The organism is Vibrio sp. B7, assembly GCF_963888765.1.
Classification (GTDB): Bacteria; Pseudomonadota; Gammaproteobacteria; order Enterobacterales; family Vibrionaceae; genus Vibrio; species Vibrio anguillarum.
In genome coordinates this window covers 1-14,030 of the sequence record NZ_CAWPKR010000015.1, presented here as the reverse complement: position 1 = coordinate 14,030, position 14,030 = coordinate 1, and the positions used below count along the sequence as shown (strand labels likewise).

Here is a 14,030-nt window from a genome sequence, read left to right as displayed (position 1 = left end):
GTGTATTGCTATTATTTTTAACCGAGAAACGAAATATACCCTTGTAAGATCACCAAATTCACAATATCTACAAAGAATGCCCCAACGATTGGCACGACCATAAACGCTTGTGGTGATGGGCCGTATCGTGTCACTAGCGATCCCATATTCATCACAGCGGTTGGCGTTGCTCCAAGACCAAAACCGCAGTGCCCACCAGCGATCACAGCAGCGTCATAATTTGATCCCATGACTTTAAATGTCACAAAATAAGCAAAAATACCCAACACGACCGATTGCACCGCTAAAATCACCAGAAATGGGACAGCCAAGTCAAAAATATTCCATAACTTTAAACTCATGAGTGCCATTGCAAGAAATAGCGATAGAGAAACGGTGCCTAAGATGTCAACGGTTTCAGCATCAATTTTATGAACTTTCGTCAATTCCAGTATATTGGTAATGAACACACCGATGAAAAGCGCATAGACAAAATCGGGGATCATCAACCATTTGATTTCAAATGCACTTACCCACTGTTCTAAATATTTAGCACCAGTGACACAAATAAGAAGGATGAACAAACCCTCGATCACTTTCTTAGCGGTGACTTTATCTTCTTCATATTCATTGTACGTAACCAGCTCTGGGAACTTATCGTGCGTTTTGGTTCCTCGTCCATACTCAGATTCAAACCCGTTTTTATTAATGAGTTTTTGAGCTACTGGGCTACCGATAATCCCACCAATGATCAAACCAAAGGTCGCTGAGGCCATGGCAATTTCTAGCGTATTGCTAAGCCCATAATTGTCGTTGAATGTTTGAGCCCACGCCGCTCCCGTACCGTGTCCACCCGAGAGGGTAATAGAACCGGCGATCAACCCCATCAGTGGGTCAAGACCAAGAGCCGTCGCTAACGATACACCGACGCCATTTTGGATGATGATATAAAACGAGGCAACAGCGAGGAAAAGAAAGACTTTTGCGCCACCCTTAACCAGTTGAGTGTAATTAGCCGCAAGGCCTACGGTGCTGAAAAACATCAGCATAAAAATATTCTGCAACGGCAATGAGAACTCTAAATCTAAGCCGTAAAAATGTAGAAGAGTGATCGCGAAAGCGACAATTAAGCCACCGACGATAGGCTCAGGAATGTTGAATTTTTCCAAGATAGGCAGTTTTGCGTTAATAAAGTGACCTAAAAAAAGCACGCTAATAGCGATTAAGAAAGACTCAAGGGGCCCAATTGAAATTAAATGGTGCATATAACCTCTTATTACTGCTTCACTCATCTTCCTTAATGAGTTTGGAGATCATCAAAGAAAAGCTTGATAAACTCGAAAAAAATACGATTGATCGATACGGATCATCCTTATGGATATTGTTTATTTTCAATGATATACGATGTTTATTTGATGGGTTTTACGAACGTATGGCCTAACTGGTTTTGCTCGAAAAACATCTTCGCTCACGGCTTTTGATTGTCATTTGCAAACTCTCATTAGACGAGCGAGGAGGCGTATCATACCTAACAGACAAAAAAAGAGCCAACCGCAATGATGCGATTGGCTTATATATAGTGTGAAGAAATTCATTCACTAACAACGTCAGTTGGCTAGGTGACCCTCGGCTTTAAGAAGGGTCGAATAGTATTATGCATGAAGTATGCCAACTAAAAAAGGTCTGCTTTTTAGCTATGCATCGCATTAATTCATCAAAATGTAGTACTTTTTCGCATTACGCAAATTGCATTATGCGAAACGAATGCAAAACAATACTCACCCAGTTGCTATAAAACAAACTAACTTTCTGCGCTTTTTCACCTTAAGCCAGCACCACTCACTCATCTTTTGTACAAGCATTTCTTAGTTATTTCATTATATACTTCCGGCACATACACTTAATCATGCAGATTCAATGAACTATTTCAGTACGTTTTTAAAAGGGATGGCCATGGGCGCCGCCGATGTTGTGCCGGGTGTTTCGGGTGGAACCATTGCATTCATCACTGGTATCTATGACACTTTGCTTGAAAGCATTCGTAGGATTAACCCGAGTTTATTGCGCATAGTCAAACGAGATGGGTTAGCCGCCGCATTTCAACATATTAATGGCTTCTTCTTGCTCGCACTGTTTGGGGGAATATTCACCAGTATCCTCTCTTTGGCTAAACTCATTTCTTGGCTGTTAGCCACGCATCCTATTCCCATTTGGTCATTCTTCTTCGGTTTAATTCTAGTTTCGGTATTCCATATTGTGAAACAAATTGAGCAATTCAAACTTTCTCGGTTGCTCTTCGCTTTGCTGGGAGTTGCGTTTGCTTACAGTATTACGGTGCTTAACCCAATGCAGATGGAACCAACAGCGCTGAACACAGTTCTAGCCGGTGCTATTGCCATCTGCGCCATGATTCTACCGGGAATTTCTGGCAGTTTTATCCTGTTGCTGATTGGTATGTACGCACCGGTACTGGGCGCGGTGAAAGAGATGCAAGCCGATATTTTGGCACTCTTTTTACTCGGATGTATTGGTGGTTTACTGAGTTTTTCTCACGTATTGTCTTGGTTACTCAAACAATTTAGAGATTTGACCTTAATTTTTCTTACGGGATTAATGATCGGCACCTTACCCAAAATCTGGCCTTGGAAAGAAACGCTCACTTGGCGAACCAATTCTCACGGCGAGCTCGTTCCTTTACTACAGCGAAACCTTTCTCCATTGGAATTTGAGTCCATCACTTCACAGCCTTCGCAACTGCTGGTAGCCATTTTATTGATGCTTTGCGCTGTTGCCCTCGTGCTTGGCTTGGAGCAATATGCAAAACATCACGATGTGTAAATCACACCGCATAGCATGAATGAGAAAAGGTGGGGAAACTCACCTTTACTATATTGATTTGTTGCACATTTTATCCATTCGTCACCACTGAAAAAAGATAGCTGTGATAACATTCGCGTTTTATAACCGCTTGGATTGTCCCCATGCACAACGCAATCAAAATCGGCGTCTTTGTTCTAGCCCTGCTAGCGGGTTACTTTAGCAGCGATATTTTCAATTGGCTCTCTTCAGCACACTCTTCTCCAGATATTAATCGATATTGCCAGTTGTCGAGTGCCCCTTGTCGACAAGGAGATGTTGTCATGACATTGGCACACGATAAATCTCAACCTTTGGTGGCTAACACTCTGACCGTTGAATGGCCACAAGCCAATGCAAGTAAACTCACACTCACACTCAATGGGCTAGAGATGGAGATGGGCACCGCTAAATATGTACTGACGCCGCAGGAAGACGGGCTCTACACAGCACAGATTGTACTCCCAGTTTGCACGACTGAAAAAATGACATGGATTGGCGAACTCTCTGATGGTCGTACCCAAGTATTTCCGGCAATAAGGATGGAAAGATGAGTAAAAATTGGTCTCTGGCATTGGTGGTTGCGTTTGTATTAGGCTTTGGTATAAAAACCTATTTTGATACGCAGCAAAGTATGGATTTAGAGAGCGGTAATAGCTCATCTTCTGAAGTAATTTTATTTGGCAAAGCAAATCAACCCATCTCTATTTTCGATACTAAAGATGAACGCATACGTGTTGTTTACTTCGGCTTTACACGCTGCCCAGATGTCTGCCCAACATCTCTGGCTATGTTAGCAGGTGCACTCAATCAACTGGATGATGTAACCAAAGCAAAGCTGCGCCCTTTATTTATCTCTCTCGATCCAGAGCGTGACGCTGCTGATGCTTCTCATCAATACGCCCAATATTTCCACCCTATGATCGAGGGGCTTTCTGCTCCTTTAGACATTACAACACCACTGGCGCATCAGTATGGCGTCATTTTCCGCAAAACCGAATTAAAGGGATCTGAACTGAAATACACATTAGATCACAGCTCCTACTTCTACTTTTTACAACCATATGGAACATTAATCACTAAAGTTCCACACACGCTTTCACCGGCTCCCATTGTTGAAGCCATCAAAACAATAATGACGTCATCACAAGGAAAATAACATGAAGCTCAATGCTCTTTTTTTAGCAAGCCTTGCCTTTAGCCCACTTGCTTTTGCGAACACAGATATAATGGTACATCACCCTTACGCACGTGCTACCGCACCAACCGCCACCACCAGCGCAGTATTTTCTCAAATCATGAATAGAGGTGAAACGGACCGCTTCATTGTATCGGCCAACACCGATGTGGCAGGGAAAGTTGAGTTGCATGATGTAATCACCGAAGGAGATGTGATGAAAATGCGTCAAGTCACTGAATTTAAAATTCCGGCCAAAGGGCACGTCGAACTCAAACCGGGCGGCTTGCACATCATGCTTTTTGATTTGAAGAAACCATTGGTTGAAGGTGAAAAGATTGACCTACAACTGACCTTTGCCAATGGTGAGCAGCAAACCATTACTGCACCAGTAAAAAAAGTGATGAATGGTGTGGCACACCATTAAAAAGAAGAGGGTGAGCGATGTTGGCTTACCCTCTTTTATCATCGCACTAAACGTTCATTGACCAGTCTAATGGCGAGAGCGAAACATCCCGACGAGAGGCTTATCATTCCACCACCACAAATGCTACATTTTATTTACATTTCACTCAAAATCGATTGCATTTCCACACATTGATTAATTATTTGTGCTGATTATCAATTAATTCTAGACACAATATCCCGCGTAGATATCATTACCCCCTTCAGTGGAGCTCACTGATGTCACTATAACTCTATTTGTCTACCATAACCGATGCTATGGCTTCGTAGTATTTAGGTCATGCAGGATGTAATTCGATTTATTGCAGGGATAACTATGCAAAGCAACAATATTTTCGCCCGTTTTGCGCGTGGCAATTTGGTTCTGCAAATACTCGCCGGTATCGTTCTCGGTGGGATATTAGCAACCCTTTCACCCGATGATGCGAAAAGCGTCGGCCTACTTGGCGACCTTTTCGTTGGCGCACTTAAAGCCGTAGCGCCGATCCTCGTGTTTATTTTGGTCGCCGCGTCCATCGCAAACCAAAAGAAAAACCAACACACTTATATGCGCCCAATCGTGGTGCTTTACCTTTTTGGGACCTTCACCGCCGCTCTTACTGCCGTTGTATTGAGCTTTATCTTTCCTACAACCTTAACATTGGTTGCGGGGGCAGAAGGTGCAACGCCTCCTCAAGGCATCGCTGAAGTGCTTAATACCCTGTTGTTTAAGCTGGTTGATAACCCAGTCAATGCTCTAATGAGTGCAAACTATATTGGCATTCTGGCATGGGCTGTTGGGTTGGGCTTAGCTTTACACCATGCCTCAGCAACAACTAAAGCCGTATTTGAAGATTTAAGCCACGGCGTTTCACAAATTGTACGTTTTATTATTCGCCTAGCACCGTTTGGTATTTTCGGCTTGGTTGCATCCACGTTTGCCACGACTGGCTTTGAATCTTTGGCTGGTTATGCCAACCTTTTATTCGTATTGCTCAGTGCTATGTTGATCATCGCATTAGTTGTCAACCCAATCATTGTGTACGCGAAAACTCGCCAAAACCCGTATCCATTGGTGTTCCAGTGCTTGCGTGAAAGTGGTGTCACCGCATTTTTTACACGTTCAAGCGCCGCCAACATCCCAGTAAACATGGCATTGTGTGAGAAACTAAAACTGGATGAAGATACTTATTCAGTCTCGATTCCACTCGGTGCGACCATTAATATGGCTGGTGCCGCCATTACTATCACGGTTCTCACCCTAGCTGCAGTAAACACAGTAGGTATTGAAATTGACCTGATGACAGCCTTGCTACTGAGCATCGTTGCTGCTGTTTCTGCATGTGGCGCATCCGGTGTGGCCGGTGGATCACTGCTGCTGATCCCGCTCGCATGTGGGCTATTTGGCATTTCAAATGACGTAGCAATGCAGGTTGTTGCCGTTGGCTTTATCATAGGCGTGATTCAAGATTCAGCCGAAACCGCGCTCAACAGCTCCACAGATGTTGTCTTCACCGCTGCGGTTTGCCAAGCTGAGCACAATAAATCAGCATAATCATTCGATACACTAAAACCGGTACCAACAAAAATCCCCAGCCGATTCGCTGGGGATTTTCATTTCAGAGATTTTTTATTTACAGTGCTTAGCCACTTTATCGATCCAACATTACCTGTCCATTGAAGTATTGGAGAAATCTAATCGCGTTAGAACCTCATGATCATCAGATGGGCTGGATGACAAACGCTCTTCGGAGGCATCCGCCACTACGCTCAATGAGAGATCGTCTTCATCAGGCAACTCCCCTTTCTCTGGGATAGGGATCCCACGTTTGTAGAGCTTGTTCAGCGCCTTAATAATTGAGTGTTTACTTACAGTACCCGCACCGATTTTCTTCATGAGTGGTTTGGCCAACGATTGCAACCCCACAACAGAATCGACACCGATACGTGAGCCCACTTGATCTCTTAGCACCTTTGCCGGTTCAAAACCAAAATGAGCCGATAAAAATAACCAAATATAAGCAATAGCATTGCCATTTGAACCTTTATCTATCCAAGCTTCTCCTGCGTGATACATCGCCTCTACATGACCTTTTTCAGAAGCTCGCTCTAACCAATAACAAGCTTTACTGTGGTCCATTGCGACACCAACACCCTTAAGGTAATTCAAGCCTAGTTTCATCTGTCCTATCGGGCTATTTAGCTTCGCGGCTTTGGAATACCAAAATGTTGAATCCGCTGGTGATGGCGCAATATTGTCATGTGAAACACACCAATCCCCCATGAAAATCACAGCGTCGAGCAAATTCGCTTCCGCAGCCTCTTGTACTAACGAGACTCCTTTCGCAGTATTCGCTTCCACGCCACGGCCATGAATATAGGCCATGCCAGTTTCATACTTTGCGGTTAAGTTACCTTCAATGCCTGCAATACAAGTCTGCCAAAACTTCTCTTTTTCCCGCAAAATCAGATCATCTCGAAACTTTTGGCAAATCCGAACAACACCATACATTCCCGTAACATTGTCATAATTTGCCGCTTTGTCATACCAGTACATCGCCTCTTTGAGGTTGGTTCGTTCGGCTTCTTTCGCTAAATACAAAATCGTCGGCACATGGCCTGTTTCGGCCTTAAACAAGCGATCTTGTCTTTCTTGTTCACGTGATTTTTCTATCGCTTTGCGATAAGCGATTTCTCTCTCTTTTCTCTCTTCCTCTAAGCGTTTTTTGCGCAAAGAGAGCGAAAACATCCACACGAAGATGAGGATAAGTGATAACCCGGTTGCGCCTATGGCAATCCCAATAGTGCTCATTGATTCAAATCTTATTTAGCTGATTAACTTCATTATCGACCATTTTTCTCAATCTTTGAAAAAGTCTGACCACATTCATTCTGTCTCGAACCATTTAAAGCATACGAAACAGTCAAATCCGTTCATCCAAAACAGAGAGGCCACTCTATATCTAATGCTCGTGGATTAATTAAGCCACATAGCCTTAGCACTAAGATAGTACCGTACTCTTTTCAAGAGTGTTACGCACAATCACACTAATTGAGGAATAGATTCCGATTTGGGCCAATGAATGAAAAAACGCAGCCAAATCGCTGCATTCATTCCAGATCAAAAATGAGCCACTCACTTTACTCTCTCATCAAAACCGCGATGGATTGATAAGACTCGAGTACTAGGTTTTCTTCTAATTTTTCAATCTCTTGATAATTAGAGCTCAAACACTCCACCGCTCTCAATTGAAACTTTTCGGGTATTGTTAAACAAACCGTGGCCGATGAAAAATTACTGACCACGACAATTTGCTCACCTTGGTACTCACGCACATAGCCAAACACTTGGTTATGTTCTTCAAATAAAGGCGTGAACGATCCATAGACGATGGACAGGTGTTTTTTACGCAGTGCAATTAACTTTTTATAGTGATGGTAAATCGATTGTTTATCAGCGAGCGCTTGTTCAACATTGACTTTTAGGTAGTTAGGATTCGCCTCTATCCACGGAGAACCTTGAGTAAATCCGCCGTGTTTATCCGCTGACCATTGCATTGGCGTTCGAGCGTTATCGCGGCTGTTTTGATGAATAGCATCCAGCATATGCTGATGAGAAACGCCCGATTCTGTCTTCACACGATAAAAATTTAACGTCTCGATGTCTCGGTATTGATCGAGTGAATCGAAGGCCACATTCGTCATACCAATCTCTTCGCCTTGATAAATATAAGGCGTGCCTTTCAGAAAGTGTAAGCTCGTTGCCAACATTTTCGCAGATTCAACTCGGTAGCGTTTATCATCACCATACTTAGATACAGCGCGTGGTAAGTCATGATTATTCCAAAATAATGAATTCCAACCCTGATCGGCAAGCTCAATCTGCCACTTGGTTAATACCTGTTTAAACTGCTTAAGATCTAACGGAATAGGGCTCCATTTGTCACCCTGCTCCCACGTCAAAGTGATGTGTTCAAATTGGAAAACCATCGATAACTCACGACGACTCGGCGCACTGTACAGTTTTGCAATGTCTGGTGTGGCTCCCCAAGTTTCTCCCACGGTCAGCAGATCTTGATTACCAAAGGTGGCGGCATTCATTTGCTGTAATAACGGATGCAAGCGCGGGCCATTACCAGTAATGCCCTTATCAATTTCTTTGCCAATTAAATCAATAACATCTAATCGAAAACCACCAATGCCCTGTTCAATCCACCAGTTCATCATGCTGTGCACTTCTTGCTGCACTTTAGGGTTTTCCCAATTCAGATCTGGCTGACGTTTAGAAAAAAGGTGGAAGTAATATTGCTGCGTTTGCTCATCCCAGTGCCAAGCACTGCCACCAAAAATTGACCCTGTATCATCCGGTACACTGCCATCCGGTTTTGCATCCCGCCAAATGTAGTAATCTCGATACGGATTGTCTCGCGATTGCTTCGCTTGTAAAAACCATTGGTGTTCATCCGATGTGTGATTAACGACAAGATCCATCACTATCTTAATATTGCGTTTTTGTGCTTCGCTCAGTAAACGCTGCATATCTTCCATGGAACCAAACTCTTGAGCTATTGCTTGGTAGTCAGAAATATCATAACCGTTATCATCCATTGGAGATTGATAAACAGGAGATAGCCAAATAACGTTAATGCCTAACTCTGCAAGATAATCAAGCTTACTAATAATGCCATTTAAATCGCCGATACCATCGTGATTAGAATCGTAAAAACTGCGCGGGTATATTTGGTATACCACAGCGCTATGCCACCATTTGGGTTCCATGATATTTATCTCTGCATTGAATGATCTAGTGAGTTCTAAAGTGAGAGAAGTGATAATTCGCTTGTCATCTTTAGTAATCGAAGCTCAGAATTTTGAGACTAGAAAAAGAAAGGCGTCCACATAGGGACGCCAGCAGTACGATTTCTAATTATTTCTCATTCACGGCTTTAACAAAGACTTCTTGTGCTCCATCAATACCTAGCGCTTTGGCTTCATCAAGTAGGCTCAGTGCTTTGGCGATATCGTTCGCTTTTACCGCTTTCTGAATCGATACCTTGTAGTAAGTTTCAGTATCTGGCTGCACTTTTTTTGTCAGTTTTGCTTCATCCGTTGAAACTGTCTTTACTTTATTCTCAGGCTTCACAAACGATAGAAAGCTGGGACCAGAAACATCTAACTCAATGGTTCCAGCCAAACCGTGTGGCATCGGAATATCTTTTAATTCCGGCATGTAGTTACCACGGCCTTCGGCATCAATACGTCCGGGATGTGCAACATAAGTTACGCCTGACAGGTTTTTTTCCTTTGTATAAACAATAAGTAAAAGCGTTTTATGACCTTGGGGAGGATAAAACTCCAAATCAGCAACCAGACGATTACCCAAATTTAAACGTGGCTTGCGATATTCGAACTCAGTGTCGGTGTACGATTCTAAAACGGTTCCTGTTTTATCTGTGATAACAACATAAGGATAAAATACTGAATCTTGAATTTCGCTGGTGACCGTTAAATTCATTTGGCCACGATCGGCTGGTATTTCAAACACGGCGACAGGGCTATGAATCAATGAGTTATGCAAGCGCTGAGTATTGGCTGTGAGCACCATTTTTGTTGTACTCGGTAGCTTCACTTTTGTGACTTGTAGTTGTTCTATATTATTGACAGCTTGCACTGCCGAACTTTGTGTTTGCTCAACAACAGGAGCTGTTTGACAGCCAGTTAAAGCAATGCAACTACCTAATAGTAGTGTTTTAAAAACCATTTTCCGCTCCTTTAGTATTTTTTTAACGACTCATCTCCGAGTCGTTAAAAAAATAGCCGACATCAGTCGGCTATCAGCATATGGATTTAGACTAATAAGAACAAGGAGGAATTACCACCAAGCTTCCACTTGAATGCCAACGACGTATTCAGTGTCTTTGCCAGTTGCAAATGCATTTTTGTTTTCGGTATCAAGTAGGTATGAGCCGTATACACGGAACTCTGGACGAGCCCAGAAGCTGTCTCCCATTGCCCACGCTTGTGCAACTGTCAATTTCGCATTGCCGAAATCTTCTGTTGCTGTGCCTGCACTATTAATTTTCTCACCAGCGTTATAGCCAGCTTCAAATACAGTGCGCATTGTCTCATCCCATTTGTACATTGGGCGCACAACAACTGAATACTGATCAATGTCTTTTTTACTAGCCCCAATATCAGAACCTGCTAAGTACGCAAGTTGATGGCCCATTTCCCACGATTGACCAAAACTCACTACACCCCAGTTTAATAAACGGTAGCCAGTTGCATCGTTCTGATCTGCATTACCACGGTTATAATAAGTGCCTGCACCCCAAAGATTAGCCGCTTGCACGCCATAACCATTGGTACCCACTTGAAGAATTGTTTGGTTAAAGCCGTTTGATAGGCCTTGGTGCAGAATGGCTGATGCCAACAAACCATCATCAGCTTGCTCTGTTGCATCACCTTTTTCGGTTGCAAAGTTATAAGCCAATGCAAATTCTAGATTCGCATTTTCCCAAAGACCGATATTGGCTAAGCGCGCATCAAAGATATAACCCGTTGAGTTGGTATTATCGCCATCTTGGATCAAAGCAAGTGACAGTTTCTGATTGCCGACTGATAGGTTTTGAATACCGCCACCTGTACCAGAAGTGTTCAAGAAATAGAAATCGGTGATGTGAATATCTTTACGTTGGTAATAAGATTTACCCGCCCAAATTTCAGCAGACTCATCACCAGCAATAAGACCTTTAGCTTTTACCGCAAACTGAGCAACGTTAAAATCGCCATCTTCCCAACCATTTGCACCTTTGTTACCTTGTGCAATCATTGATTCGACACGCCAAGTTTGCTCGCCTGTCTTTAACTCCTCAGCAAAACCAAACTCATAGTAGTTGTCGTTTTCGTTACCGAGACGACCTACCCCATTCTTGTTAACAGCAAGATCACCATTACCCTGACCACTAATTCCGGTACCCGCGCGGAAATAACCATTAAAATCAACAGCAAAAGCAGAACCTGCTGCTAGAGTAGCAGCCACTGCGGCAGCAATTACACTTACTTTTTTCATTCTTAACTCCATTAAGGACGATTTATATTTATGGAAAATTTTAACTACGGACAGCATTTAAAACTTTCACTCTTCTCCTATTGGAACCTGCAAGGCAGTTGACAGATAGACGCTAAAAGAAGAGGTAAGACGGGACTAAGTCCCCAGTTGTTTCAACGGTGATAAGGTTACTAAAGGCGTAATAAGCTTGCTTCCTCCACCTCAAAGTAATTTGGGGGGGAGGAGAAAGGATGAGTAATTTTATAGTATGGCGTTTTTAAAACGCGGATCACGGATTTCAGGGGGAGGAGATCAGTTAATGGTTATAAAATAGAATACAAAATGCCTTATTGATCACTATTTAGGGCCAATAACATCATTAAAATGAAATAAAATTACATTCAAATTTTATTCATTGGGCGCTTGACCTAATATCAACAAAGCTTTTTACTTAAAGCGATGACGTGCAGCAAAATAACAATTAAAGATGCCCATATGAAATGTACTATTTCTAGCCCTTACCCACTCGGTGCAACCCTTGATAACACAGGTTGCAATTTTGCTATTCATGCTCCAGCAAATAAACAGCTTCTACTCGCTCTGTTTGATCAACAGGGAAGTTTCACCACCCACGAGTTAGAGAATGAATATGCGGGCGTGAAGTACACTCATGTGCCAAACATTAAAGCAGGGCAAAAATACGGTTACCTCATTTTAAATGGTGACGAGCCGCACTATATTTCCGACCCCTACGCGAAGGCGATAGATAAAAACTTAGGCTATAAAACACCATTTAGTTCAAAAAAGAGTTTCGAGCTGCCTAAGTGTGTCGTGGTCGACGATCAATTCGATTGGCAATCAACTAAAAAGCCACACATACCTCGCGATAAGACTATTTTATTTGAGACCCATGTCAAAGGGGTGACCAAACTCAATCCACGTGTGCCTAAAGCAGAACAAGGTACTTATTTAGGCTTAATCAGTGAGGAGATGCTGGAGTTTTATCGCAAGCAAAACATCAACACACTACAGCTACTGCCCATCGCGGCTTGTATGCATGAGCCACATCTATTGGATATGGGCAAAGTCAACTATTGGGGATATAACCCCTATCTGTTTATGGTGCCAGATCCACGTTATGCGCAAAAAGATGCGGTAACGGAACTGAAAACGGCTATCAGAGAACTGCATCGTCACGGAATTGAAGTGATACTGGATGTGGTTTATAACCACTCAGCAGAGGGGGGCGAAGATGGGCCTATTTTCAATTTAAAAGCACTCGACCCTAAATATTATCTAAAACACGGCCAACATTACGCGAATTTTACCGGTTGTGGTAACACCATTGATCTCTCTTATCAACCCGCCCTTAACCTAGTCATGGACACGCTGCGCTACTGGGTTAGCGAATACCAAATCGATGGTTTTCGTTTTGATTTGGCCGCAACGCTTGGAAGAAATGGCGATAATTTCAGCCCCGATGCTGCGTTCTTTAAAGCGGTGGCGCAAGATCCAACATTAAAACGCGTCAAATTGATTGCTGAGCCTTGGGATATTGGTCCAAACGGTTACCAAGTAGGCAATTTTCCTTTCGGTTGGAATGAATGTAACGACAAATTACGTGATATCACACGCAGCTTCTGGCGCGGCGATCAAGGCTATTTAAAAGAGTTCGCCACACGCTTAATGGGCTCTCGCGACTTGTACAGTGCCGCAAACTGGCCCTACAAACTGACCGTCAATTACATCACTTATCATGATGGTTTCACCATGCAAGATTTGGTGTCATACAAGCATAAGCACAATGAAGCGAATGGTGAACAAAACCGAGATGGTCACGGTGACAATCGCTCCGACAACTATGGCGTCGAAGGCGAAACCGAGAACATGGTGATAAAAGCAACCCGCGAAAAGCAAAAACGCAATATGATGGCGAGCTTACTTTTTGCTTTTGGCATTCCTCATATTCTCACCGCGGATGTGCTTTCTCATACTCAGCAAGGTAATAATAACGCTTATTGCCAAGACAATGAGATCAGTTGGCTTGACTGGAACATGACCGAACGCAAAAGCTACTTCAAGCATTGGTTGAGTCAAATGGTGGCGGCAAGACACCTTTATATGGTGCCCTTTATTCGTGCTTTTAGTGGTGAGGAACGTAATGCTAACCGCGTATTCTGGCGACGCGTGGATGGCACACTGATGGAACATGATGATTGGAACCGCTTAAGTTCTGTGGCATTGCAGATGGGCATTGGATCGGATGGGGCTGAAATGCTCTATTTGATCAACCAAACCAATGCACCAGCTCGTTTTACTCTACCTAAAGATCGTAACCAAAACTGGGAAGTGATATGCGATACCAATTTACGTAACGTACAACCCGGCCATGCAGAAGGTGAGTTGTTACAGTCGCCTATATCAATGACAATTTTGCACTATCAACCTGAAGTATAAAATCAAGTGCTGCACATCATTACCGATAAGCAAAGAGATTACCAATAAACAAAGAGGCCCAATTGG

11 protein-coding genes are annotated in these 14,030 nt (G+C 43.1%); 6 read left to right on the top strand and 5 right to left on the bottom strand.

Annotation, left to right across the window (positions count from 1 at the left end; genetic code table 11):
• Positions 1-17 precede the first annotated feature (17 nt).
• Positions 18-1,244, bottom strand: a complete 1,227-nt coding sequence (gltS, locus tag AACV32_RS07785; RefSeq protein WP_026028168.1) for a sodium/glutamate symporter — start codon at positions 1,242-1,244, stop codon at positions 18-20.
• Positions 1,245-1,896: 652 nt separating this feature from the next.
• Here gltS and AACV32_RS07780 point away from each other — a divergent pair.
• The 5 genes from AACV32_RS07780 (at position 1,897) to sstT (ending at position 6,011) form a co-directional block, all read left to right on the top strand.
• Positions 1,897-2,817, top strand: coding sequence for a DUF368 domain-containing protein (locus AACV32_RS07780; RefSeq protein ID WP_047688758.1), 921 nt, complete (start codon positions 1,897-1,899; stop codon positions 2,815-2,817).
• Positions 2,818-2,960: 143 nt separating this feature from the next.
• Complete coding sequence (locus tag AACV32_RS07775; RefSeq protein ID WP_017048144.1) at positions 2,961-3,389, top strand: hypothetical protein; 429 nt, start codon at positions 2,961-2,963, stop codon at positions 3,387-3,389.
• Entirely contained in the window at positions 3,386-3,994 is a 609-nt protein-coding gene (locus AACV32_RS07770; RefSeq protein ID WP_170895746.1) for an SCO family protein, read from the top strand. Before AACV32_RS07775 ends, AACV32_RS07770 begins: the two co-directional genes overlap by 4 nt.
• 1 nt (position 3,995) lies before the next feature.
• Positions 3,996-4,439 (top strand): copper chaperone PCu(A)C, encoded by a 444-nt coding sequence (locus tag AACV32_RS07765; RefSeq protein ID WP_170895747.1) that lies wholly within the window; start codon positions 3,996-3,998, stop codon positions 4,437-4,439.
• A gap of 354 nt (positions 4,440-4,793) precedes the next feature.
• Positions 4,794-6,011, top strand: coding sequence for a serine/threonine transporter SstT (gene sstT / locus AACV32_RS07760; protein ID WP_026028166.1), 1,218 nt, complete (start codon positions 4,794-4,796; stop codon positions 6,009-6,011).
• Between the two features lie 111 nt (positions 6,012-6,122).
• Here sstT and AACV32_RS07755 read toward each other — a convergent pair whose 3' ends face one another.
• The 4 genes from AACV32_RS07755 to lamB form a co-directional block, all read right to left on the bottom strand.
• Complete coding sequence (locus tag AACV32_RS07755; protein ID WP_017045034.1) at positions 6,123-7,268, bottom strand: tetratricopeptide repeat protein; 1,146 nt, start codon at positions 7,266-7,268, stop codon at positions 6,123-6,125.
• 329 nt (positions 7,269-7,597) lie between these two features.
• Positions 7,598-9,235: a glycoside hydrolase family 13 protein gene (locus AACV32_RS07750; protein WP_170895748.1), complete on the bottom strand. Its 1,638-nt coding sequence runs from the start codon at positions 9,233-9,235 to the stop codon at positions 7,598-7,600.
• 148 nt (positions 9,236-9,383) lie between these two features.
• Positions 9,384-10,217, bottom strand: a complete 834-nt coding sequence (locus tag AACV32_RS07745) for a MalM family protein (protein ID WP_170895749.1) — start codon at positions 10,215-10,217, stop codon at positions 9,384-9,386.
• Between the two features lie 111 nt (positions 10,218-10,328).
• Positions 10,329-11,528, bottom strand: coding sequence for a maltoporin LamB (gene lamB, locus AACV32_RS07740; RefSeq protein WP_017042148.1), 1,200 nt, complete (start codon positions 11,526-11,528; stop codon positions 10,329-10,331).
• A 438-nt stretch (positions 11,529-11,966) separates the two neighbouring features.
• Here lamB and glgX point away from each other — a divergent pair, with 438 nt between their 5' ends.
• Entirely contained in the window at positions 11,967-13,964 is a 1,998-nt protein-coding gene (gene glgX / locus AACV32_RS07735) for a glycogen debranching protein GlgX (protein WP_017048138.1), read from the top strand.
• Positions 13,965-14,030: the final 66 nt, after the last annotated feature.